The sequence below is a fragment of the Methylocystis bryophila genome (genome assembly GCF_027925445.1).
Lineage (GTDB): Bacteria > Pseudomonadota > Alphaproteobacteria > Rhizobiales > Beijerinckiaceae > Methylocystis > Methylocystis bryophila.
Map to the genome: position 1 here is coordinate 2,178,875 of NZ_AP027149.1, position 24,118 is coordinate 2,202,992.

Here is a 24,118-nt window from a genome sequence, read left to right on the forward strand (position 1 = left end):
AAGCAAGATACCGGAAAAATTGGTCCCCACCGCCTTGCAAGGGCTCGAGAGAGCGACGCGCACGATCCTCCAGGTGAGCTTCTTTCGCACGGCGGAGATGTCCGGCCAGTTCAGCCTGACGCCGACGAAGGGAACGCTGCCCGTCCTCTATGTGTTCCTGACGCGCTCGGGCAAAGTCATCCACGACGCGCAGGTCGTGCGGCTGCTTGAAAACGGCGATATCGTCGAGGGTGAGAAGGCCATGGACGCGTCCACCGGCGGGACCAAGGGCGCCAAGATCGTGTTCTCGTCGCCCGGCGGTCCCGATCAGACGCTCTATTACTTCCAGGCCAATGTCATTAACGGCTCCTTCGCCAAGACCGGGCTCGACGCCCTGTTCACGAAGCTTGGAGACGGCGACGCCTTGGTCAAGAGCGCCTCCTATCTGCTTCACGGCACGCCCTTTTCCGACGTGAGGAACTCTCTCCTCAATCACGCCAGCGCGATCCTGCAGGACGACACCGGCGTTCCCTACAGGATGTACGGCGGGGGCTGGAGCGTGAAGCCCTTCGGCCATTATTCGCGCCCCATTCCGATATTCCACTACGCCTGGCAAGGCGATCTGGCGAAGCTCTATCAGAAGGAGGCGCCCGCGGCGCTGCCTTTCGGCATCGGTTATCGCTGGCGGCCGAACCAATCGAGCCTCATCCTCGCGGTCAAGAAAGAAACCAAGGCCGCGGCGTCGCAGAGCGCGCCGGGGGCGGCGGCCGCCGCTCCGGCACAGGCGCCGACTCCGCGAAACTAGGCGGTCAGCCCGGGCAGGGAGCGGTCGACGACCGACCGCCCCCTGTGAGGCCGAGCGCGCTCATTCCTGAACATGTCGGACACGCCGCCCTCCCGAATTGCGCTGGTGACCGGCGCCTCACGAGGCGTGGGCCGCGCGCTGGCGCTAGCGCTGGCGCGAGAAGGCGCGCATGTCGTCCTGCTCGCGCGCACGATGGGCGCGCTCGAGGCGCTCGACGACGAGATCGCCGGTTTTGGCGGGGCGGCGACCCTAGTCCCCTGCGATCTCGCGGACTTTGAAGCGCTTGACCGGCTCGGCGCCGCGCTCAACGAACGCTTTGGCCGGCTCGACGCGCTCGCGTGCGTTGGCGGCCAGCTCGGGCCGCTCACGCCGCTCGCCCATGTCGAGCCGAAGGACTGGGAGATGCTGGTGGCGGTCAATCTGACCGCCAATTGGCGGCTGCTGCGCTCGCTCGATCCTCTGCTTCGGGCCGGCCGTTCGCCGCGGGTGCTCGTCGTCACCTCGGGGGCGGCGCATCGCGCGCGGCTCAAACCCTATTGGGGACCCTACGCGGTCACGAAAGCGGGGTTGGAGGCGCTCGCGCGCACCTACGCGGCCGAATGCGCCAACATTTCTGAAATTAAGGTGATGCTCGCGAACCCCGGGCCCTTGCGCACCGCGATGCGGGCGAAAGCCATGCCCGGCGAGGACCCGGCGAGCTTGCGCACGACGCAAGAGTTTGCGCAGAAGGCTGTCGCGCTCCTTCGACCCGAGTGGAGCGAAAGCGGGCGGCTTTATGATTTCCCCTCCGACCGGCTGCTCGACTTCGCAGCGCCTTCATAAACGGGGCAGGGGAGTCGGCGAATTTCAGCTAACTCGCCGCCGCTTGAAACAAGCATTTGATGGCTAGAGTCTTTCCGACTTAGGCTGAAGCGTATCCGGCGCCCTTGAGGTATGCGGCGCATTCTTGTGGCGGAAAGTCATCGAGGAGAATCCCGACCCTTCGCCAGAGCGCGTCGATGGTTCTCTCCTCGGCCTTGCGCAACATGCGTTTTAGCTTCGAGAACACCTGTTCGATCGGATTGAGGTCGGGCGAGTATTTGGGCAGGAAGATGAGGCGCGCGCCTTTCGCGCGAATGGCTTCTCTGACGGCGGCGCTCTTATGCGAGCCGAGATTGTCCATGACGACGACATCTCCCGGCGAGAGCGTCGGCGCCAAAATCTGTTCGACATAAGCGAGGAAGCTTTCGCCGTTGATCGGCCCGTCGAACACGCAAGGCGCGGTGATTTGGTCGCAGCGCAAGGCTGCGAGAAAGGTCGTGGTCTTCCAATGGCCGTATGGAGCCTTGGCGAAGAGCGCGAGACCGCGCTCCGTCCAGCCATGGGTGCGCGTCATATTGGTTTTCGCCCAAGTTTCGTCGATGAAGACGAGGCGCTTCGGGTCAAGCTTCGACTGGATCTTTTTCCAGCGCGCGCGATGGCGCGCGACGTCGGGCCGATCCTGTTCGGCGGGCAGAAGCGTTTTTTTTGAAGCTGATTTTCTCCTTGCGCAAGAAACGCCACAAGGTGTCGCAGGACACGACCACGCCGCGTTCGCGCAATTCGCCAAGCAGCGCGTGAAGGGTCAAATCCGGCTTCTCGGCAAGGCGCGCCAGCAGAAAATCGCGCTGGCCCGCGAGCAGATAGGGACGCTTGCCGCCCATAGGCTTCGCCGCCGCGCTGCCCGTCGACCGCGCTGCTCGCGCGAAACGCACCGAACTCGCGACGCTCACCTGCATGAGCGCCGCCGCCGCCCGAACCGTCAACCCACTCAACACCAACGCAGCAACACGCTCACGAAGATCATTCGAGTAGGGTCGCGCCATTCCTTCCGGCCTCCGAATCCCGGCCGCCCATTTGAATCAGATCGCGCCACAAAAGGGAATCCCTCGCCGATTCAGTCAGTGTCGGAAAGACTCTAGTTGAGCGATCGCGCTCTAAGACTTTGGAATCGATCGCTTTAGATGCGTTTGAGCGAATCCGCTCAAACGCATCGTAATCTAAGCCCTGTCACTTAGCCGTGGTGATGGTGACGCCTGCGGTAGCTGTGCGGGAACGCCGGCGGCGGGGCGTCGGGCACATAGGTGAGCGCCAGGTTTTCGATGCCGGCGGTCAGCCCGAAGCCCTTGCCAGCTTCGGCCTCGAAAGGCTGCAGCGAAATCGTGTTGTTGTTGCCGCCAATGAGGATCGCGCCGCCGCCGCCCACGCCGACCTTCACCGTGGTTTCGGGACCCGCATAGGTCCCTTGCAGCGCGCCAGGGCCGACATGACCCGTGGCCGCGATAACGCCCCAGACCATCTCGCCCGGTCCGTTGATGCTGATATTGGCTCCGACCTTGGAGAGCGTGCCGACGTAATGCGCAGGCGCGACGCCCTCCGCATCGTCCTCGAAAAGGCAGTCCACAGTCTGGTTCTCGACCAGAATGCCGAGCGAGTTCCCGGAAAGCCGGCACTGCAGCGACCCGATGCGATCTCCGGCCAGAGCCTGGCTCGGAACCAGGACCGCGAGCAGCGCCGCCGTCGAGAGCGCGCCGGCCCAGCCGTTCAGCCGAAATGCAGATAGTTTGCGCATTCTTATCCTCCCACTGCAGGCCCGCGAGCGCTTCCGCCAGAGCCAGCCACATTCTACGGGTTCTACCTAACCATCGGCCGGCAAAATGCCAAGACTCAGCCTGTCCCTGGCGGGCGGGGCGCAATGCCGCATCGGGCGCGGGGCCGAGAGAGGTCTCTATTTCCAAAAAGCCGCAAAGCTTTCGCCGGCAAAGTCTTCGCGCGCAAATTCTTAGGCTTGCAAAAAAGGACGCCACGAGCCCTTGCGAGCTCGTGGCGGGATCGGAGATGCTCTGGTTTACTCGACTTTATTTGAGCGTGAAGGGCACGACCACGTCCATGCCGATCGTGACCTGGTTGCTTTTTCGACCGCCGCCGAGCCACGGCGAATAGCCGCCGATCGTGGTGTAGTAGGCCGCCGGTCCGTTGAGCGACGTGAAGAAAGGCTGCGCACCGTTCAACGTCGTGTCGTAACGCACTTCCGGACGCAGGATGATGTTCTTGATCCAGTCATTCTTCGGCAGTTCGGGTGTAATCTGCGCGCCGGCCGTCAGGGAGAAGTAGGTCGTGCCGGCATTTTGAGGGCCCGCAAAGATGGTGGAGGGCGCCGCGAAGCCGTGAACGTTATTGACTTCGTCGAAGTAGCCAGGATAGCCCGCGACGAAGAAGTTATTGTTGTCACGGAAGATCTCAACACGCCCGCTGAGCTTGATAACATCGGTCCACTGATAGGTGATGTAGCCTGTGGCCCCGTAAGCGGAGACGCCCGCAGATCTCACCGGGATCAGCCCGGTGTTGATCCCCGTCAGCCCGTTGAGGAGAGCCAACCCTCCGGGGTTCAGTCCGCTCACCGACTGCGTGTTCCAGCCGTTGTCGTGATAGTAAGCCGAGTCGAGGATGAGGGTCAGCTTGTCGGTCGCTTTATAGGTCACGTTGAAGTTGTTGAGGAAACGCCAAGTGTCCGTTGGGTTGCACCCGCAGGCGACGGGCGTGCCGCCGATGACGCCGCCGGGCCAGCCCACGAGGTAGGGATCGAGCTGTTTGGGATTCTCGGGGCCGGCATGCGTGGCGGCGTTCATCACGAGCTTGCCGTCCAGCAGGGTGGCGGTCATCCCCACGAGCAGCGACGGCGAATTCTGATTGTCGCCGGACCAGCCGAGGCCGGTGTTCTCACCGGTCGTGATGCCGGCGAAAACGTCGAGCCAGGAGGTGAAGTGGTCGGTGGCAAGAACGCCGGTGTGTTGGAAGGGTCCGAAGTTGAAGAGGTAGGTGTGCGAGTAGAAGATGTTGTCCGGCGAAGTAATGAGCTCGGTGCCGAGCGGCGTCACAAATTGACCGATTTTCAGATCGATGCCGCCTTCGCTGAACGCTGACACCCAAGGCAGATGCATGATCGCGAAAGCCTCAAGCGGCGTGATCTGCGTGCGGTCGTGCATCGCGTAGTCCAGCTCGCCAGTATAATGCGAATAGCGCACGTCCGCGCCGATAAGTCCGACGAACTTGTAGCCGAAGTCATATCCCGTCGCCTTCGGATCGAGGGGGCGCTGCATGACGATGCCCGCCTGATTGAACATGGGCGTGCCCGCCCGGTCATCGAACAGGCGACCATAGTTCAATCCGTTGTACGGATTGTTGAAGTTGGGCGTTGCGCCGCCGTCAACCCAGCCGGTGATCGTGGTGTCATCCCACAGCGACTTGAGCGGCGCCGGCTCATCTTTCTTCTTCGTTGCGTCCACGTCCGCCGCGAAGGCGGGAGCGGTGAGGAGCGCCATGGCCGCGACGGCCGAAAGGTAGGGCAGCTTCATTGTTGGACTCCTTATCCGTGAGAAAAGCTGCGCCTATACTGCTATCTTCCGCGCGTTTCGCAAGATTAACTCTCGGATTCCTGCCTATTTTTTGATCAAATGTGGCGGTGCAGCGAATTTTTCCGGATCGCGTGGCAAAAATGTCACAATCACTTTTCGACTGTGGCAAATATGCCACACTCAATCTTTCGAAAACATGGACTTCCGTCGAGTTTTTGGGCGTGTCGCCAAGCATGACTTGACTAAGCGCGGCTCAGGCAAGCTTTGCGTCTATCAACGCACGGAATGAGAGGCCCGAATCGTCAGCCGGCCCTTCCGACGATGATTCGCGTGCTCCCAAAAATTTCTCTTGTGCGGCGGCTGCGCTTCGCCCTGAATAGGCGAATTCTGCTGCCGGGGAGCGCTCGCCTATGAAGGTGGTCGTCGCAATCATCAAGCCGTTCAAGCTCACCGACGTTCATGACGCGTTGCATGCGATCGGGGTTCATGGCTTGACCGTCTATGAAGCCAAGGGGCACGGGCATCAAAAAGGCCATTCGGAGATCTATCGTTCGGTCGAATATGTCGCCCATTATCTCTCGAAGCTTCGCGTCGAGGTGATCGTGGCGGACGAGCGGGTCGACAAGGTCGTTGCGACAATCTCCACCGCCGCCCGCACCGGACAGACGGGAGATGGAAAGATCTTCATCCAGGCGATCGAAAAAGTGGTGCGAATACGCAATGGCGAAGCGGACGAAGCCGCTTTGTGACTTCAGGAAAGCAAAACACGCTTTCTCGCAGGATATAATTGCGCAGCGTCGGACTTTTGCCCGCCTGGCCGGATTTTTGAGCGCAATGCGAAAAAGCGGAGATCGGCGATTTCGTATCGATCACGCCGCGTTCCGGGGGTTTCGCCTGAACGCGGCGTGATCTCGTCGTCGAGAGAGGAAGCTCAGTAATTGTAAGCGCGCTCGCCGTGATCGGTGATGTCGAGGCCCTCTCGCTCCTGATCGGGCGCCGGGCGCAGGCCGATGACGAGATCGACGACCTTATAGAGGATCGCCGAGCCCACGCCCGACCAGATCAGCGTCGCGACGACGGCGGTGACCTGCGCGATCATCTGCGCCACGAGGTCGTATTTGCCGGCGTAGCTCTCGGCGATGTTCGTATAGTCGGTGATGCCGACGCCGCCCAGCGCGGGGCTGACCAGCAGGCCCGTCGCCAGCGCGCCGGTGATCCCGCCGATGCAATGCACGCCGAACACGTCGAGCGCGTCGTCATAGCCGATGGCGTTCTTCACCTTCGAGACGAAGAACAGGCAGATCGGCGAGACGATGAAGCCCAGCGCCAGCGAGCCGATCGGACCCGCAAAGCCCGAGGCCGGCGTCACCGCAACAAGGCCCGCCACCGCGCCCGAGATCAGGCCCAAAAGCGAGGGCTTGCCCTTCGTCGCCCATTCCGTCAGCAGCCAGGAAAGCGCCGCCGCCGCGGTCGCCACCATCGTGTTGACGAAGGCCAGCGCCGTCGTGCCGTTCGCCTCGAGGTTGGAGCCCGCGTTGAAGCCGAACCAGCCGACCCACAGCAGCGAGGCGCCGACCATCGACAGCGTCAGCGAATGCGGCGGCAGCGCTTCCTTGCCATAACCGATGCGCTTGCCGACCATGATCGCGCCGACAAGGCCCGCGATGCCCGCGTTGATGTGAACGACCGTGCCGCCGGCGAAGTCCAGCGCGCCCACGCCCTTCATCCACGGAGCCAGGCCGCCCGCGAGCCAGCCGACCGAGGAGGTCGCCGCGTCGATCTTGGCCTGCGCCGCCTGCTTCGCCGCATCCGTCGTCGCCGCCGCCAGCTCCGCCGCCGCATCGACGATCGCATTCGGATCGGCAACCGCCCACACCCAATGCGCGATCGGGAAATAGATCACCGTCACCCACAGCAGGATGAAGACGAACACCGCCGAGAACTTCATGCGCTCCGCAAAGGCGCCGATGATGAGCGCCGGCGTGATCATCGCGAAGGTCATCTGGAACACGAAATAAGCGTATTCCGGAATGACATGGCCCGGCGTGAAGGTCGGCGACACGGCGTTCGCGTCGACGCCCTTGAGAAACACCTTGCCCAGCCCGCCGATGACCGCGTTGAGCGCGCCGCCGTCGCCGAAGGCGAGCGAATAGCCGTAAAGCGTCCACAGCACGCCCACGAGCGCCACGATCGTGAAGGTCTGCGTGAGGATCGAGGCCATGTTCTTGATGCGGACGAGGCCGCCGTAAAACAGCGCCAGGCCGGGAATCGACATCATCAACACCAAGGCGCTCGACGTCAGCATCCAGGCCGTGTCGCCCGGATTAGGCGTCGGCGAACCGGCTAACGCCGGAGACGCAGCGGCGAGGAATGCGGCAGAGACGATCGCGGCCTTATGCAGTCCGCGAGGGAGGCGAGAACTCATCTGTTGCTCCTGATGACCTTTTTTGAGGTGGGCAATCAAAGTGCGTCGGCGTCTTTTTCACCGGTGCGGATGCGAAGGGTCTGCTCTATCGGCAGGACGAAGATCTTGCCGTCGCCGATCTGGCCCGTGCGGGTGGCGTTCTGAATGACTTCCACCGCCTTGGCCGTCAGCTCTGCGGGCACGGCGACCTCGACTTTGATTTTCGGCAGAAAATTCACGACATATTCGGCGCCGCGATACACTTCGGTGTGTCCTTTCTGCCGCCCATATCCCTTGACCTCCGTGACGGTGAGGCCGTTGACGCCGATCGCCGTCAACGCGTCCCGTACGTCATCCAGCTTGAAAGGCTTGATGATCGCGATGATGAGCTTCATTCGATGTTCCTATCGTGACGTCGCGCCAGCGCTCTGCTCAATGGCGCGGCGCAGCGCCGGCCGCCGGGGCTGTGCCCTTTCAACCAAATGTTATGCCATAGAGAAGAGGAGGCGCTCTCCCGGAAAATACGTTATAAATCAATAAGCTAGTGGAGAGTCGTGGGCGGGTCCTGGCGCCCCCGGATGGGAGACTGCGGCGCCTAAATATTCATCTATCGCTCATTAAATAGGCTGCGCGGCCGGCTGATTGCAGGCAATCCAGTCGCTGTTTGTGCAGTCCATGCCGGTTTCCACTTTTTCGCAATCGCGCTCTAAAGGAAGTCTGCGATTTTTCGATTGCGTCGGCTCGAAAGTCTTGGATATGCGTGGATTGGCGGTTGCCGAGCGAAAAAATCCTGCATGTCGCGAAGGAGAAGGTGATGAGAAGATTGATCTTATTGTTCGCCCTCGCGGGAGTTCTCGCGCCCGGGGCCTCGCTCGCCCAGCAGAGCGACGACCTTCTGGTCTCGACGGCGCGCGATTGGGGCGGAGAGGGCGGCGCCTACACCTGCGAGCAATGGCGCGCTTACATGGCCAGGCTCTATCGTCTCGCCGACCCCAAGAAGCGCGGCTATATCGACGAGAAGAGCTTTGCGATCATCCCCAGGACGAGCTCGGTTTTCGCCTCGGCGACTTTCGATTACTTCGACCAGGCCGGCAAAGGCCGCGTGACTCGTGAGGAGTTTCTGGAGTTCCAAAGCCCCTTCTTCGCGCGCTTCGACAAGAAGCACAGCTGCCGCGTGACCAATGACGAGTTGCGCGCCGCCACCGGTCCGGCACCGCAAAAGGAGGAGAAGCCGCAGCAGATCGGCGGCCATCACGGATTTGGCGGGGGTGCAGGGGCCGGCGGCCTCGGCGGCGGAGCGGGCGGCGGCTTTGGCGGCATGGGTCGGTGACGGCTGGACGTCCGCTTTCGCGCCGGGAACGCGTCGCGAACGTGCTTCCGTCGCTGATTCGGACGCGATCCGTTCGGCTTAGAGCCCAAGGGCTAAGAGTCGCGCAAGGTGAAGCGAAAGCGCCGCGCCATAATCGGATCGCCGGCTTAACCTTGTCAGGCGCCTGTCGAGCGCCTCGCGCCTGTGCCGGGAGGCAGGCATGAGGCCCGCGACGCTTTGGCGCAGGCTCCCGTTCCTTTTTGGGAACTGGCGCGAGAGACGAATTTATCAACATAATCAATAGGATGTCTCAGCAAAATATTGCTTCCTCGTCGCGGCGGTCGACATTGACAAAAGCCGACTGCGGAGTCTCACCTGATTCCCGAGATTCCCCGTCGTCAAGAGACGGCTTGCCAACAGCTAGTGGCCCTCGGCATTCGTGCCGCCACATCTGGGCGAACAGAGCGCGATTCTGGTCCCTCGTCCGATTCGGGCGTGATTTGTTCCCATTGCGTTCGGATTGTGAATGTCGCGCGCCGGAGGGTTTCATTTTGGGGCAGCGGGCGCCACGGGGTCTCCGCAAATGTTAAGAGGGCAGGGCCGTTTCGAGTGATCGCTTCGCTCTTCGGGTGGCGCCGGGCTCGCAAAAGGGCCCTATGACAACGCCGCGAAAGGACTCACAAATGTCTCGAGATCTCGGCGCCTTCAGCGCCACGCTCGACTTGAGCCTCGGTGCGGCCGGCCCGCTTGCTGGGCTGGCCTTCGTCGTCAAGGAGAACATCGACGTCGAAGGCCTCGTCTCGACCAACGGCCATCCTGAGTTCGCTGCAAGCCACATGGCCGCGCGCGCAAACGCGCCGGTCGTCGAGGCCCTGCTCGCCGCGGGCGCGACGCTCGTCGGCAAGACTCACATGGACGAGATGGCCTATAGCCTGATGGGCGCGAACGCCCATTACGGGACGCCTGTCAATGGGCGCGCGCCGGACCGCCATCCCGGCGGCTCGTCCTCGGGCTCGGCGGCCGTCGTCGCGGCGGGGCTCGCGGACTTCGCCCTCGGCACAGACACCGCGGGCTCCTGTCGCGCGCCGGCGTCGTTTTGCGGGGTTTTTGGCTTTCGCCCGAGCCATGACGCGCTGTCGCTTGCGGGCATCGTGCCGCTCGCGCCAAGCTTCGACGTCGTCGGCTTTTTCGCGCGCGACGCCGCGACGCTGGCAAAGGTCGGCGACATCCTCTTGCCTCAGGACCCAGACCGCCGCCCGCTTGCGCAGGGGTTGGTTCTTGCCGACGTCTTCGCGGACTGTCCGCAGGCGGAGGGCGCGCGCTTCGTCGCCGCGATGACAGCGCTCGCGCCCGAGCTCCCGATGCGCGAGGTTGCGCTCGATGCGTCTTTCTGGCCGCAGGCGCTCACGCATTTCCGCAACTATCAAGCCTTTGAGGCCTGGCGCTCGCATGGCGCCTGGATCGAGCAGCGTCGCCCAGGCTTCGGACCCGGCATCGGCGAGCGTTTCGCTTACGCGGCGACGGTGACGCAAGCGCAAAGGTTAGAGGCGGAAGCCTTTCGCGAGGAGGCGCGCCCCAAGATCGAAGCGCTCCTCGGGGAAGACGGGCTTCTTGTCCTGCCGACGACGCCCTTCTTCGCGCCCCGCCTCGACGAGAGCGCGGAAGCGCTCGACGCCAAGCGTTATCAGATGTTTCGGCTCTTCCTGATCGCGAGCTTCTTTGGTCTGCCGCAGGTGAGCCTGCCGCTCGCCTCAGACCCGCCGCTCGGCCTCTCGCTCATCGGAAGGCGTGGGACGGACCGGGCGCTTTTGGCGCTGGCGTCCGGGCTGGCGCCGCGAGTTTGCGGGCTGGCTGAAGCGGGCCCTTCGTTCTGAGCTACCCGTTAAAATCTGACGTTTGGAGCCGCTTGAGACATCGAGGTCTGGTGCGCGCCGGTCGCTTTCGCGAAGGCTAGAGAAGCGCCATTTTTGAGCCTTCCCTAGGAACGCTAGGCTATTAGGTTTACCCGCCTCAATGGACGCAGACTGAAAAACGCGCTCCGCCGTCCTACGCAGGACTGCAGCAGGAAACGAGCATTAACGCGTCTGAATCAGGGTGCCTGCTTTGCCCGGCCACAACTTGAAAAAAGCTTGGGGGCTGAGAGCGCTGCGCTCGTGCCCGCAGGCTACGGAAAAGCCGCATTATGTATGGGGACTTACGCGGCTTGCAGCATATCCGAAAGTGAGAGCATGATAGGCCCTACTCTTACGAGGAGGCGGTTTATGCCCAACGATCAAGGCAGGAAGCAAGGAGGGGTAAAGTTTCTCGGGACCACAAGCGCGCCATTCATAAATATTAATCTATCGAAACTGGGTTATCCGGGCAGTAAGAGCGAGTTGCATGTTTTAGCACAAGCGCCGGGAGAGCATCGTACAGACAGCGAGCGACTGTACGATACCTCGAAGCGTCAATTCGTGGTGTCAGCGAGATTATCAAAAGCGCCCATTGGGGGTGACACCATAAAGGGCGATTTTACGGAACAGGATGGCAATTCATATTTTTTATTGGCACATCAAGCCATGCGTGTCGCATTGGCAGAGGGTGCTTTCGAAATCAGAAAGAACGCTAAAGGTGAGGTGTCCATAGCAACAATGATCTGTATAGCTAGCACCGTCGGCGAAGCAAGAAGTATATTCTTGAAGGCTACCACGCAGTTTCTTGATCATGTGGCATATATTGCTACATGTCCCGTTTATATTGTATCGCTTCGGATCGAAGATGTGATAAATATGCATGTAGCTATTGAATTTTTTCAACCTTATGGATCATCACTGATCAACGAAACCGCGTCGTTCCTGCCATTGCCACTTAAGCCAGCATACGCCTTGTATCGCGAAGGAATCTCTTCCAACAGTGAGTTGTATAAGTTTCTTTGCCTCTATAAGATACTTGATCGGTATTTTTCAAAGCTTAAACCAGCTCTGTACAAAGCCTTTCTCCGGGCAGGCGCTGACTCCCCGAAGGCAAAGGACTTGGTTCCTGAGCACCAAGAACTTCCGCAGAGTGTGCGACCGTACGTAGGAAAATCGATCAAGTCCTTCATGGATGAAATTCTCACACCGAAATTTCGAGACGTGGTTGCGCATTTTCAAAAAGAAGGAGAAAGCCCATTGGTTACTAGTGACCCGGATAATCTTGCGCGCTATGAGGAAATTCTTCTGTCTTCAGAGCTTTGTGCTCGCACAGTCATCAAGAATTATGAGGAGGCCTTTCGAGTGGCGCAGGCAAAGGGAGTAGATTTGACGTCATTGACGGCGTAACCGGCATAGAGAAAACCTTATAATATCTAGACTTAGTGATACTCTGGTATAAGGAATTCGTCCATGGTGAAGCGCGCAACGCGCAACGCAAGCCAAGTCTTCCTAAGTGTCCTGATTCAGGCGGAACAGCGTTTGGCGTTGGATGCGGAGCAGGCGGCCAACTTCGAGCACAAACTCGTTCGCGGCGATGAACGAGCGGCGGCTCTCGCCAGTTTCTTAACGCCCCACCTGCCCCGTGTTTTCGCAATCTGAAAAGGTGAAGCGCGTGACTGCTACGACCACGTCACCGGCCAATTGGATCTCTTGATCTATGATCAGTCGACAGCAGCGCCGATTCATACGGCCGGCGAAAATCTAATCGTCCCCGCTGAAGCCTTATACTCCGTGGTTGAGGTAAAGTCTGTCTTGTCGCAAGCCGAGCTCGATATTTGCCTGGGCGCGGCTCAGAAGATTAGATCGCTGCGACCGTTCAAAAAGCAATTCATCGCCTCCCCCACGGAGGGTCAAGTCGAGAAGGATCACTATCTCTGCCCATATTATATATTCTCCTATACATAAAACTTGGGTAAGAGAGGATAGGCTACAAAAAAATATCAACGACTGATCGATCTGGCGAAATATATAAACTGTACACCCGATGTTGTTGATTAAGTTGTTGTAATATACCGTGGTATCATTCGCCCGCAGGTAGGAGAAGCTCTTCTGAAAGAGGATTCGCGTAGCTTGTTTCTTGAGTTGTACATTGGTTTGATGAATTTTCTCATGAGGGAGCGCAGTTCGGCTGACCGTGCACAGCCACCGCTTTGGACCCTCGTCTCCGGAAGGAGTCACGACAATACAGGAGCGAAAATCGCAGCCATCTGGGGCGACTTCCTCCAAAAGCGACTTGAATTATGGAGATATAAGCCACTTGTGATTATGACTCTCTATATTGGTAAGTCGACCGGACTTTCTTCCATCGAAGTGGAACTTGGGTGTTTCGCATGTGTCGGCAAATCGCCACGGACCGCGAGGAAGGACATGCCATCCGTCGGGCCATTGCTTTTCTGGTCCGAAGCCGACCCCGAGCCCCGCGTGCACGTCGTTCGGCTGCAACAACGCTGCGTTGATAAGCTTGAATCTGGGGTTGATTTGATACGGCGCGCCGACGAAGTAGAATTCCCTTTCCGCCATATCTGTCCCCACTTTGATGGGCGCTGAGCCAGCCTTAAATTTCAGCTCGGTTCAAGTCGGATTTCCGGGTTTCGACCTCCAGTTTTGACGACTCACGCCCCGAATTTTCGGGCCCGGTTTGGATGCAGACTGAACAATTCTATGCCGCCGGCGGTACGGGCGACGTTCGCGGCTCTTCGACCATGAGGCGTCGACCGAGAAGGGCCGCTAAGGGTCAAAAAACGACCTTTGAAAATGCTGCTCGCCTTGTGCTCAAGAGCCGCGCGAAGCCAAGCATTCGATGTACCCGCTGAGCACGACGCAGGCAATGAGAAACCTTTTGCCCGCAAGCTCGATGGCCCGCCATTCGCCAACCAGGAGACGAGGCTCGGTTCCCCCATCGACAACGCGGAAATCGACATCGACCGCGATCGCCGCGGGCTCGCGCGTAAAACCCGTGCCCAGCGCCTTGAGATAGGCTTCCTTCGCGGTCCAGAGCCGCAGAAAGCCCTCGCCCTGAGCGCTAGCCGGCAGCGCGCGAAGAAGCGCCGCCTCGCGCGCATGCAGCGCGCTCCAGACGGGCTCCGTCCCGGGCTCGAGCGGCTCGATGTCGACTCCGACAGGGCTCGACGCGATCGCAATCGCGCAAAAATCCGAGCGGCCTGAGACAGAGAGATAAAGTCCCGCCTCGGGACGCAGCAGGCGCGGTGCGCCCCTTTGATCGTGACCGACCTCGACCTCGGCGGGGGCGACGGCCAGCCGTTCCGCCACAACGCGCCGGGTCGCGGCGCGACGGCGCAGGAAGGCCTCGCGCGTCGGGCCTTTCGGCGCCTCCGTCAGATCGCGCGCGTTTAACGCGAGATCGTCCCTGTCGAGGAGGCGCGCGAAGACTTGCGCGTCCTTCGTCGCGAGGCGGAATGCCTGGCGCCTCAACGCTGACTCTCCCACGGACGATGGAGATAGCTCTTGATGCGCTGGGCCAGCCGTTCCCGCGTCTCGCGGTAGGCGTCGAGAATCATTTCCCTCGACCCATGCGTGGCGGTCGGGTCGGGCGTCGGCCAATAGACGACCTCGGCGGCAAGATCGCGCGCAAATTCCAGCGCGCGATGATGCGCCTCGGGCGACAGCGTGACGATGAGGTCGTAATTCGCGTCCTCGAGCTCATCGAAAGTCCTCGGCCTGTGGCGAGAGATGTCCATGCCGATCTCCGCCATCGCGGCCGCGGCGAAGCCGTTCGGCTCGCCCCGCTTTAGTCCTGCGGAGGCGAAATGGATGCTGCGTCCGAAGTAATGGCGGGCGATCGCCTCGGCCATCGGCGAGCGCACGGCGTTGAAGGTGCAGGCGAACAGCACGGACCGCGGGCGCGCGGGCGCCTTGACTGCCGGCTGGGCTCGCGGCAGATCGGCCATTCCGCGCTAGCGCGTTTCCCGCTCGAACGGAATCGTTCGAGCGATAAGGAACCGCGCCAAATCAAAAGTTTGGAGCCTGTCCTGACTGGAAAACCGCTTCGCACTTTTCCGGGACATGCTCTAGCCCCGCCAGTGCAGCGCCGTGACCAAGGTGAATATCCGCCGCGCCGTGTCGATATCGATGTCGAGCTTGCCGGTCAGGCGCTCGAGCAGGAGTTGCGCGCCCTCATTGTGCAGCCCGCGCCGCCCCATGTCGATCGCCTCGATGCGGCTCGGCGAAGCGGTGCGGATCGCCGCGTAATAGCTTTCGCAGATCATGAAATAGTCTTTGAGAATGCGCCGGAAGGGCGTCAGCGACAATATATGCGTGACGACGGACTTGCCCTCGGCGTCGCTCACCGCGAGCACGAGCTTGGCGTCATGGAGCGAGATGTCGAGCGCATAGGGCCCACCCTCATGGCCAATGACGCCAAATCGATTGTCGTCGATCAGATCGTAGATCGCGGTCTCGCGCTCATGCTGCTGATCGGCCGTGCCGTGGCCGATCGAGTTCTCATCCAGCGTGACCCGGGTCAGGCGGCTGAGAACGCTGTCTCGCGCCACATCAGACTCCAAGCGAATTCAACCGGATCGAGACGGAGCGCGCATGCGCGGTGAGCCCCTCAGCCTCGCCCAGCGTCACGGCCGCGCCGCCGATAGCCCGTAGAGCCTCCGCATCGCATTTCAGGATCGAGCTGCGCTTCAAGAAGTCGAGCACGTTGAGGCCCGAGGAGAAGCGCGCCGAGCGCGCCGTGGGAAGCACGTGGTTCGAGCCGCCGACGTAGTCTCCGATGGCTTCCGGCGTATAGCCGCCCACGAAGATCGCGCCGGCGTTCTTGATCTTTGCGGCCAGCGCCTCGGCGTCCTCGCAGACGAGCTCCAGGTGCTCGGCGGCGATCCTGTCGGCGAGCGGCAGAGCGTCCGCAAGCGATCGCACGAGAATGACGGCGCCGTAATCGCGCCAGGAGGCGGAGGCGATCTCGTGACGCGTGAGCGTCTTGAGGTGGCGTTCCACGGCGGCGACGACGGCGTCGGCGAGGGACGCGTCGTCGGTGATCAGGATCGATTGCGCGGACTCGTCGTGCTCGGCCTGGGCAAGGAGATCGGCGGCGATCCAATCGGGATTGGCGCTGCTGTCGGCGAGAATCAGCACCTCGGAGGGGCCGGCGATCATGTCGATGCCGACTTGACCGAACACGCGGCGCTTGGCGGCGGCGACATAGGCGTTGCCGGGGCCGACGATCTTGTCCACCGGCGCTATGGTCTTGGTGCCGTAGGCGAGCGCCGCGACGGCTTGCGCGCCGCCGACGCGATAGATCTCCTCGATGCCGGCGCGCTTGGCGGCGGCGAGCACGAGCGGCGCGACCTCGCCGCCGGGCGTCGGCACGACCATGGCGATCCGGCTGACGCCAGCGACCTTCGCCGGCGCGACGTTCATGAGCACGGAGGAGGGATAGGCCGCGGTGCCGCCCGGGACATAGAGTCCGACCGAATCGATCGGCGTCCAGCGCCAGCCGAGCTCGACGCCGAGCGGATCGGTGAAGCGCAGATCCTGAGGCCGTTGCTTTTCGTGGAAGACGAGAATCCGCTCGAGCGCGAGGTCGAGCGCGTCGAGCTGCTCCTTCGAGCAGCGTCCCTCCGCGGAGGCGATCTCGGCCTTTGAGACCGCGATTCCGCTCTTCTCGAGGTCGATGCGATCGAAGCGTCGTGAATAATCGACAAGCGCCGCGTCGCCGCGCGCGACCACATCGTCGATGATCGCCTTGACGGTGGCGTCGACGTCGGGCGCGAGGTCACGCTTTTGCCCAAGCAACGCGCTGAATTTCTCTTCGAAATCGGGCGCTTGAGCGTCCAATCGCTGAGCCATGTCCTTCTCCCGCCATCTGGCGAGCTCGTCCTCCGAACGGGAGACGTTCGAGGGCCGAAAAGTCGCGCCAGATCAGAATGCCGGAGCGAGCTCCAATCGCAAATGCCTGTCGGCATTTTCGAAATTTCGCGCCGGGGCGGTTGTCATGGCCCCGCGACTTGGCCTTCGTCAAGTTTATGTGACGGCCGCGACGAGATTCGCCAACGCGGTCCCCTGTCGCTCAGCTGGGCCTCGATGCTGTCCACATCGAGCGCGATGACCGCTCCGCCCGAGAAAATCAGGCGAATCCGTCCTTCCGGCCCCGCGCCTTGGGCATCGTAAATTATGGTGAGAAGCGCCAGCATGGCCTCTTTGTCGTCGCGCGGAACGCTGAGGCAGCGGACGGCTCGAACCGCATCGAAATGGAGGACCGCCGCGCAGCGCTCGGGCTGGGCGCCGGCGTTCCAGTCGAAACGCGCGGCGACCAGGGCGAAGCGGCGCTTTTCCTTGAGATAGGCGATGTCGCCGACCCGCACCGCCGCATCCTGGAGATGGGCGGACAGGAAGGCGAGATCTTCGGGGTCGAGCGCCTGCAGGCGAAGCGGCGCGGGTTTGGAAAGTCGGTCGACGGCGGACATGGCAGGTCTCCCCGCAGTTATTTGGCGGTCGCGCCGCCCGCTCGCAAGGGAAAAGCCGCGCGAATGCAGAAAGCGTCCTCGAATCCAAAAGCTCGGAGCGCAGGGTTCGCAGGCGGCAGGGGCTCGCGCTCAATCGCAAATTGTGGCTCAATGCGTCGCGGTCGGCGCGAGAGGAGGCGAAGCGGGAGACGAAATGCATAGGAATCCGAAATTCTGGGCTCTCGCCGTCGGACTGTTCGTCCTGCTCTGTCTGGCGCTGGTGAATATCATTGAGAAAGTGAACATGCTCGTGCATCTCACGGAGAACGGCTAGCGACTCTTTCGGGCCGGAGCCCCTCTCTATGACGCAAGCCCCTCTGTAATGCCGCATTGGACACCCGACCAGGATCAAGCGTTGAAGGCCGCGGCCGCCTGGCTCGAGTCGCCCTCGGCGCCTCAGATTTTTCGGCTCTTCGGCTTCGCCGGGACGGGCAAGTCGACGCTTGCTTGTCATCTTGCCGCCCATGTCGATGGGCCGGTCTCCTTCGCCGCTTTCACGGGCAAAGCCGCGTTGGTCATGCGCTCCAAGGGCTGCGACGACGCGCGCACCATCCACAGCCTGATCTATCGCGCGACCGAAAGCGAGACGGAGGAGCCGAGCTTCGTTCTCAACGACGACAGCGAGGCGGCGGGAGCGAAGCTCATCATCGTCGACGAGTGCTCGATGGTCGACGAGGAGCTTGGCCGCGACCTGCTCTCTTTCGGTCGCAAGGTGCTCGTTCTGGGCGATCCAGCGCAGCTTCCGCCGATCAAGGGCGGCGGCTTCTTCACCGAGGCGGAGCCGGACGCGATGCTTACCGAGGTGCATCGCCAAGCCGCAGACAATCCGATCATCAGACTCTCCATGTCCATTCGCGAGGGAGGCCGGATCGCGCCGGGCGTCTATGGCGAGACGCGCGTGGTGTCGCGCGGGGAGCTCGATCCCGAGCTTGTCACCAAAGCGGACCAGGTGCTCGTCGGCAGGAACAAGACGCGGAGGGCCTACAACCGGCGGCTGCGGGAGCTGCGCGGCTTTTCCGGCGCCTTTCCGCAGTCCGGGGAAAAGCTCGTTTGCCTGCGCAACAATCGAAAGAAGGGCCTGCTGAACGGCGCGCTCTTCACGGTGAAAAGCAGCGGCGTGTTGCGAACGCGGAAAGTCAGAATGCTGGTCACGCCCGAGGAGAACCCCGGCAAGCCCCAGCGCGTCGGCGTGATCCCGCAGTTCTTCGAGGACGTGGAAAGCGAGATTCCCTATTCGCTGCGCAAGGATTCCGACGAGTTCGACTTCGGCTACGCGCTCACCGTGCACAAGTCGCAAGGCTCACAATGGGACGACGTCGCGCTGTTCGACGAATCCTTCGCTTTCCGAGAGCATCGCGCCCGCTGGCTTTATACCGGCGTCACGCGCGCCGCACGGCGGCTGACGCTCATATTATGAGGCCGTGCTCGTCTGCAAGCTATTGAAAGCGTTATAGGTATTGCTGTGCTGCGCGGAGGCGCCTATGCGGGGACAAGCGCGTCAAGACCTTCACCGCGACCAGGCGTCGAGGGCGTCGGAAAAAACGCGGTCGCCGGAGGAGCCTTTTTCGAGATTGATTGACGCATCGCGGTTGTCGGAAAGCTTCAGCGGAATGTCGATGATCGCGGGCAGCCTCAGAAGCAGGAGGTTGCGGGCCTCAGAGGGGCCGCGCATGAGTCCGATGAGGAAATTCGATTCGTTGATGGGCACCGGGATGCCCTCGACCGGTTGCCCTCTCTTTGCGTCCGATCGTCGAAACTCCACATTGCCGATCTGACTGACCCCTTTCACGTCGCCGCCCTGGAACTTGAAGGCGATGTTGATCGTGTGCGAGGCCGAAAGGGCCTGGTCCGTGTTCTTTTGAATGAGAATCGTCGCCTTGACCTTGGCGTCGGGAAAATCGACTTCGCCGCGAATGGCGGGGCGAAGCTGACCGCCGTCGGCGCCTCCCGAGTTTTCGAGTCGCCAGAGCACCGTGCCGCTGTAGATGTGCTCGACCTTGTCGGGCTGGTTCGGGTAGGCGACATAGAACGCGGCGTGCTGCGCGACCGCGACCGGCGGTCCGGAGTCGGCGGCGGCGCGGCGACGATCGGCGTCGCTGACGCGATCGCCGATTTTGCCGTGCTCGTCCGCGGCGGCGCCGTTTTCATTGGGATTGAACTTCGCGAGGTCCTCCGGCCGCTCCCGGAAATGCAGCGCAATGAAGGCAAGGAGGCCGACGATGAGGAGGGACCCCGCCGCCATCAGCACGAACCAGCGTTTTTGACGAGCAGCCGGGTTCGCCTTGGTGACCGGCGCGGCGGGCCGGGGCCGCACGGGAGTAAGGGGCGCAGGCTTTTGATCCTGAGCTTCCGAGGCGGGTTTGGTCGCGGGCTGCGGCTGTTGGGCGGGCGCTTCGTCCTTGGGTTTCTCGGGCGTCGAATCGGGTTGCTTGGACTTCTCGGTCGGCGAATCCGGCAGATCCTTCACCGCACATTCCGCTTCGAGCCGCGCCACAGCCGCGTCGAGCGCACGCTCCTCCCCGGCGATGACCTCGTCAGCGATGGGCGGCTTTATGGCGCGCAGCTGATTGAGAAGCGCGCGACGCGCCAAGTCATAGACCGCCTTCCGCGCCTGCGGAGTCGACTGCTCGAGGGAGGCGACCTTGCGCGCCAATAAGGAGTAATAGTCCGCCATGCGTCCCCTAGACCATTGTTGCTAAAGCCGCGTCAAGCGCCGGCGCGGTTGATGGAGGGGAAGCGCGTTCTGGCCTTGCCGCCTGTCCTACTCAGTCTCGGAACGGATTATGAACAAGTATCGTGTCGTCTCGCTCTCGCCCCGTCGAGAGCAGGGCCACGGGCGCTTCGATCAGCTCCTCGATCCGTCGCACATATTTGATAGCCTGGGCGGGGAGTTCGACCCAAGAGCGGGCGCGCCCCGTCTCGCCTTTCCAGCCCTCGATCGATTCATAAATCGGCTTCACCCGCGCCTGCGCCGATTGCGAGGCCGGCAGGCGGTCGATACGAGCGCCGTCGAGCTCGTACTGCGTGCAGATCTTGATCTCTTCGAAACCGTCGAGAATATCGAGCTTGGTCAGCGCGACGCCGTTGATGCCGGAGGTCTTGACGGCCTGGCGCGTGAGCACGGCGTCGAACCAGCCGCATCGCCGGCGTCGTCCCGTATTCGTGCCGAACTCGGCGCCGCGGTCTCCGATGAGCTCGCCGATCGCGTCGGTGAGCTCGCTTGGGAAGGGTCCGCCGCCCACCCGTGTCGTATAGGCCTTTGCGATGCCGAGCACATAGCCGATCGCGCCCAATCCAAGCCCCGAGCCCGCGGCGGCGGCGGAGGCGACGGTGTTCGAGGACGTCACATAGGGATAGGTGCCGTGATCAACGTCGAGAAGAACGCCCTGAGCGCCCTCGAACAGGATGCGCTTACCGTCGCGGCGCTCGCTTTCGAGCAGTCGCCAAACCGCCGTCATATACGGAAGAATGCGAGGCGCGACGCTCAAAAGCTCCTCGCGCAAGGTCGCGGCCGCAATTTCGGGGAGGCCCAGGCCGCGACGCAGCGGATTGTGGTGGGCGAGCGCCCGCGCGATCTTCTCGTCGAGCGTGTCGGGCTCGGCGAGGTCGACAAGTCGAATCGCGCGCCGACCGACCTTGTCCTCATAGGCCGGTCCGATGCCGCGCTTCGTGGTGCCGATCTTCACGCCCTCACTCGCGCTTTCCTCTCGATGGGCGTCGAGCTCGCGATGCAGCGAGAGGATTAACGGCGCATTTTCGGCGATCTTGAGATTGCTGGGAGAAATCTCGACGCCTTGCTCGCGAAGCCGGTCGATCTCGCCCGCGAGAAAATGCGGGTCGACGACGACTCCATTGCCGATCACCGACAGCTTGCCGGGTCGGACGATGCCGGACGGCAGGAGCGCCAGCTTGTAGGTCACGCCGTCGATGACCAGCGTGTGGCCTGCATTGTGGCCACCCTGAAAGCGCACGACGACGTCCGCTTCCAGCGAAAGCCAGTCGACGATCTTGCCTTTGCCTTCGTCGCCCCATTGGGCGCCCACGACCGCGACATTCGCCATGGTCTTAAGGTTAATTCCCTATTTGCAGCGGCACTCTAGCGCGCTTGTCCCTGGACCGAACCGTTCGATCGAAGAGGACCGCGCCCGTGGCGGCGTGAATCCTCGCCGAGAAAGTTTGAGAGCTTCTGCGAAACTCGCTCAGCCGGTCGCACGAAAAAAGCCCCGGCGGCATCGCCAGGGCTCGTCGAAGCGCTCTCATATCCCAAGCCAAAGGGCGGGTAAAGCGGTTCGTAGGTTTTGAAGAAACGCGGGGCCTTCAGCCGCTAAAGCATGTCCCGGAAAAGCGCGAAGCGGGCTTCCGGTCAGGACATGCTCTAAGTTTTTGATTTGGAGCGAGTCACTTTCGATCGCGTAATTCCGCGCGATCGGGACCCGGCTCTAAAGCAGTTCTTAACTAGATTCGCCATTAACTGTCATCGCGAGGCGACGCGTCGGCGGTCGGCGCGTCCCGGTTCATCCTCGCCCGGCGCCACGCGCCGGAGCCGACGTCGTTTGCTGTTTGCGGCGCAGGGCGAGCCCGGATTGTGGCGCGGGCGCCACACTCGGCGGAAATCTGACGACTCGGCGTCTAATTTTGTCCTTTACGATTAGGGAACGATAGTCAGCTTTCCGCATTCATTCTAAGCTGCGCAGGAGATCAATCGGCGTCGGCTGGAATTTCGAGAGGAGACGCAGAATGCGGTTGCTTGGTCGCTGTGGATATTGGGCGCGCTCGAAGACAGCGGGCGCAGCGGTCGTCGTCCTGGCGCTCGGAGCCTCGCCGGCTCCGGCCTCCGCCGAGGGGCTCTTCTCCTGGTTGTTTGGCGGAGGACAGCAGCGTTTCCAGCCATCCCCGAGCGCGCCGGCGCGCTCGCTACGCTATCGAGCCGCGCATAAGTCCTGGACGCGCAACCCGGCAACATCCCCTGACGTCGAGGCGCCCCAGAAGTCCGCCGCGGCTAAGTCGTCGTCCGCCTCGGCGAGGTCCGAGGCTATCGATCCCGCTCACCCCTTGTTCGTCGTCGTCTCGCTCAACGACGAACATATCAGGATCTACGACGATCACGGACTCGTCACCAGCTCCGTCGTCTCCACTGGCGTGCCTGGCCATCCCACGCCGAAGGGCGTCTTTACGATCCTGGGTCGCGAGCGATTTCACGCCTCCAATCTCTATTCCGGCGCGCCGATGCCTTACATGCAGCGCGTGACTTGGTCGGGAGTCGCCATGCATGTCGGCGTCGTGACGGGTCACCCGGCGTCGCACGGCTGCATCCGGCTGCCCGCCGCCTTCGCCGTGAAGCTCTGGGGCATGACCAAGATCGGTGAGCGCGTCGTCATTTCGCCTTATGACGTGGCCCCCGAGGGATTCTCCAGCCCGCTGCTTCCGGTCGCGAAAATGTATCAGCGCCCCGAGCCGGCGCCGGCTCCCGCCGTCTCGGTCCAGGCGTCGGCGTCCGGGACCGACGAAGCGAAGGCCAGCGCGGCTGCGCCGACCACGAGCGCTTCCGCCGCTGCGCCGACCACGAGCGCTTCCGGGGCTGCGCCGACCACGAGCGCTTCCGCCGCTGCGCCGACCACGAGCGCTTCCGCGGCGAACGAGGGGGCCGCGGCGAGCGACGGAGCCAAAGCCATTACGACGAGCGAAGCAGGCAAGCCTGCCGCCCCCGTTTCCGCCCCCGTCGTCCAAGCCTCTGCCGAGGCGAGCCGGCCTCTCAACCCGAAGGAATGGGCTGTTCGCATGAAGGCGCAGGCCGTGGCTGACCAAGCCGCGGCGGTGAAGGCCGCCAAGCAAGCCTCGGCCGCGCTTGCGGCGCAGGGCGGCGAGTCGCAGCGACTCGCCAATGCGGTCAGGGCTGCCGAATGGGGCTTGACTGCGGCGCAGTCCAAGTCCGACGAGGCGGCCAGGGTTTTGGAGGCCGCCGCCGCCGCAGTCGTCGCAAAACAGCGTGAGTCTGCGGTCGCGATGGACGAGCCGACGAAGTCCGAAGCCGATCCGCTCAGCAACGCGAAGACCGCCATGCTCGCCAAGGCCATGGAAACCGCGGTCGCGGCCAAGGCCGCCGCGGCGCAGGCGAAAGCCAAGGCCGACGCTGATCTTGAAACGGCTACCTCAACCCTGGAGCAGGCGCGCGCCGCTGTAGAGACGCACGCCGCATTGCACGACGAGACCTCCGAGCGTTTGAGGGCGGCGACCGAATCGCGCTCCGCCGCCGCACGCGCGGAAAAAGAGGCGATCCAGCGGCTCGCGCCCATCTCCGTGCTGATCAGCAAGCGGGACCACAAGATCTATGTCCGGCAGGGGCTCGCGCCGCTCTTTGACGCGCCGGCGAAGATCCGCGACCCCGAGAGGCCGCTGGGCACGCATCTCTTCATTGCGACTGGCGTCAAGGAAGCCGGCGGCGAATTGCATTGGACCGTGCTCACTGTGCCCGACGCAGGCGGCGTGGATCCGCAAGACCAACCGCGGCGCAAGAAAAACTGGGCGCAACAGGTGGAGCCGAGCGTGACGTCCCACCTCTCGCCGTCGACCCCGGCCGAGGCGCTGGAGCGCGTCGAGATCGCGCAGGACGTTCGCGACCGCATCGCCGAGCGCCTGTGGGCAGGGGGATCAATCATCGTTTCCGATCGCCCGGTCAGCAACGAGACGAGCGCCGTTGGCACGGACCTCACCGTGAAGGTCCGCTAGATCACGCTGCGTTTGAGCGCAGTCGCCCAAACGCAGATGAGGTGATTGCCAAAGCGCTAGAGTGCGCGTCCCGATCGCGTGCAATCACGCGATCGAAAGT

Annotated in this window: 21 protein-coding genes and 1 pseudogene; 9 read left to right on the top strand and 13 right to left on the bottom strand. The window is 62.4% G+C overall.

What is annotated here, in order from left to right:
- Positions 1-856 precede the first annotated feature (856 nt).
- Positions 857-1,606: an SDR family NAD(P)-dependent oxidoreductase gene (locus tag QMG80_RS10240; RefSeq protein ID WP_085772728.1), complete on the top strand. Its 750-nt coding sequence runs from the start codon at positions 857-859 to the stop codon at positions 1,604-1,606.
- Positions 1,607-1,685: 79 nt separating this feature from the next.
- On the opposite strand, the gene QMG80_RS10245 is transcribed toward QMG80_RS10240, so the two are convergent.
- The 3 genes from QMG80_RS10245 to QMG80_RS10255 form a co-directional block, all read right to left on the bottom strand.
- Positions 1,686-2,628, bottom strand: a protein-coding gene (locus QMG80_RS10245; protein WP_102938125.1) for an IS630 family transposase whose coding sequence is annotated in 2 segments (ribosomal slippage) — positions 1,686-2,292 and positions 2,291-2,628 — 945 coding nt in all. Because the reading frame shifts where the segments join, the coding sequence is not laid out codon by codon here.
- 188 nt (positions 2,629-2,816) lie between these two features.
- Positions 2,817-3,374, bottom strand: coding sequence for a DUF992 domain-containing protein (locus QMG80_RS10250; protein WP_085772729.1), 558 nt, complete (start codon positions 3,372-3,374; stop codon positions 2,817-2,819).
- Positions 3,375-3,660: 286 nt separating this feature from the next.
- Positions 3,661-5,157: an outer membrane beta-barrel protein gene (locus QMG80_RS10255; RefSeq protein ID WP_085772730.1), complete on the bottom strand. Its 1,497-nt coding sequence runs from the start codon at positions 5,155-5,157 to the stop codon at positions 3,661-3,663.
- 410 nt (positions 5,158-5,567) lie between these two features.
- On the opposite strand from QMG80_RS10255, the gene QMG80_RS10260 reads away from it, so the two are divergent.
- Entirely contained in the window at positions 5,568-5,906 is a 339-nt protein-coding gene (locus tag QMG80_RS10260) for a P-II family nitrogen regulator (protein WP_085772731.1), read from the top strand.
- A 182-nt stretch (positions 5,907-6,088) separates the two neighbouring features.
- Here the strand turns inward: QMG80_RS10260 and QMG80_RS10265 are convergent, their stop codons facing one another.
- Together QMG80_RS10265 and QMG80_RS10270 are read right to left on the bottom strand one after the other, a co-directional pair.
- Entirely contained in the window at positions 6,089-7,582 is a 1,494-nt protein-coding gene (locus tag QMG80_RS10265; protein WP_085772732.1) for an ammonium transporter, read from the bottom strand.
- Positions 7,583-7,617: 35 nt separating this feature from the next.
- Positions 7,618-7,956, bottom strand: a complete 339-nt coding sequence (locus QMG80_RS10270; protein ID WP_085772733.1) for a P-II family nitrogen regulator — start codon at positions 7,954-7,956, stop codon at positions 7,618-7,620.
- Positions 7,957-8,375: 419 nt separating this feature from the next.
- Here QMG80_RS10270 and QMG80_RS10275 point away from each other — a divergent pair, with 419 nt between their 5' ends.
- From QMG80_RS10275 to QMG80_RS21705, 5 genes and pseudogenes are all read left to right on the top strand, one after another.
- Positions 8,376-8,891, top strand: a complete 516-nt coding sequence (locus tag QMG80_RS10275; protein ID WP_085773809.1) for an EF-hand domain-containing protein — start codon at positions 8,376-8,378, stop codon at positions 8,889-8,891.
- Between the two features lie 662 nt (positions 8,892-9,553).
- Positions 9,554-10,744 (top strand): amidase, encoded by a 1,191-nt coding sequence (locus QMG80_RS10280; RefSeq protein ID WP_085772734.1) that lies wholly within the window; start codon positions 9,554-9,556, stop codon positions 10,742-10,744.
- 387 nt (positions 10,745-11,131) lie between these two features.
- Positions 11,132-12,169 (top strand): methylamine utilization protein MauJ, encoded by a 1,038-nt coding sequence (gene mauJ, locus QMG80_RS10285; protein WP_158658835.1) that lies wholly within the window; start codon positions 11,132-11,134, stop codon positions 12,167-12,169.
- A 63-nt stretch (positions 12,170-12,232) separates the two neighbouring features.
- Positions 12,233-12,421 carry a hypothetical protein gene (locus tag QMG80_RS10290; RefSeq protein WP_085772736.1) on the top strand — a complete coding sequence of 63 codons (189 nt, stop codon included), beginning with the start codon at positions 12,233-12,235 and terminating at the stop codon, positions 12,419-12,421.
- Positions 12,422-12,436: 15 nt separating this feature from the next.
- Positions 12,437-12,619, top strand: a pseudogene (locus QMG80_RS21705) (DUF6602 domain-containing protein); the annotation flags it as partial.
- On the opposite strand, the gene QMG80_RS21710 reads toward QMG80_RS21705, so the two are convergent.
- From QMG80_RS21710 to QMG80_RS10315, 6 genes are all read right to left on the bottom strand, one after another.
- Entirely contained in the window at positions 12,545-13,048 is a 504-nt protein-coding gene (locus QMG80_RS21710) for an imm11 family protein (RefSeq protein WP_432806977.1), read from the bottom strand. The pseudogene QMG80_RS21705 and the gene QMG80_RS21710 sit on opposite strands and share 75 nt — an antisense overlap.
- Positions 13,049-13,594: 546 nt before the next feature.
- A complete protein-coding gene (locus tag QMG80_RS10295; RefSeq protein WP_158658836.1) occupies positions 13,595-14,254 on the bottom strand; it encodes a 4'-phosphopantetheinyl transferase family protein in 660 nt (219 codons plus the stop codon).
- A complete protein-coding gene (locus QMG80_RS10300) occupies positions 14,251-14,730 on the bottom strand; it encodes an arsenate-mycothiol transferase ArsC (protein ID WP_085772740.1) in 480 nt (159 codons plus the stop codon). The genes QMG80_RS10295 and QMG80_RS10300 overlap by 4 nt, the downstream gene beginning before the upstream one ends.
- Before the next feature lie 120 nt (positions 14,731-14,850).
- Complete coding sequence (locus tag QMG80_RS10305) at positions 14,851-15,333, bottom strand: UPF0262 family protein (protein WP_425351441.1); 483 nt, start codon at positions 15,331-15,333, stop codon at positions 14,851-14,853.
- A gap of 1 nt (position 15,334) precedes the next feature.
- Positions 15,335-16,636 (bottom strand): histidinol dehydrogenase, encoded by a 1,302-nt coding sequence (gene hisD, locus QMG80_RS10310; protein WP_085772742.1) that lies wholly within the window; start codon positions 16,634-16,636, stop codon positions 15,335-15,337.
- Positions 16,637-16,779: 143 nt separating this feature from the next.
- Positions 16,780-17,253, bottom strand: a complete 474-nt coding sequence (locus QMG80_RS10315; RefSeq protein ID WP_085772743.1) for a DUF2948 family protein — start codon at positions 17,251-17,253, stop codon at positions 16,780-16,782.
- A gap of 361 nt (positions 17,254-17,614) precedes the next feature.
- On the opposite strand from QMG80_RS10315, the gene QMG80_RS10320 reads away from it, so the two are divergent.
- On the top strand, positions 17,615-18,709 hold the full coding sequence (locus QMG80_RS10320) for an ATP-dependent DNA helicase (protein ID WP_085772745.1): 1,095 nt from the start codon (positions 17,615-17,617) through the stop codon (positions 18,707-18,709).
- Between the two features lie 90 nt (positions 18,710-18,799).
- On the opposite strand, the gene QMG80_RS10325 is transcribed toward QMG80_RS10320, so the two are convergent.
- Together QMG80_RS10325 and QMG80_RS10330 are read right to left on the bottom strand one after the other, a co-directional pair.
- Positions 18,800-19,966, bottom strand: coding sequence for a hypothetical protein (locus QMG80_RS10325; protein ID WP_085772746.1), 1,167 nt, complete (start codon positions 19,964-19,966; stop codon positions 18,800-18,802).
- A gap of 91 nt (positions 19,967-20,057) precedes the next feature.
- Complete coding sequence (locus QMG80_RS10330; protein WP_085772747.1) at positions 20,058-21,353, bottom strand: adenylosuccinate synthase; 1,296 nt, start codon at positions 21,351-21,353, stop codon at positions 20,058-20,060.
- Positions 21,354-22,029: 676 nt separating this feature from the next.
- On the opposite strand from QMG80_RS10330, the gene QMG80_RS10335 reads away from it, so the two are divergent.
- Complete coding sequence (locus tag QMG80_RS10335; RefSeq protein WP_085772748.1) at positions 22,030-24,018, top strand: L,D-transpeptidase family protein; 1,989 nt, start codon at positions 22,030-22,032, stop codon at positions 24,016-24,018.
- Positions 24,019-24,118 lie beyond the last annotated feature (100 nt).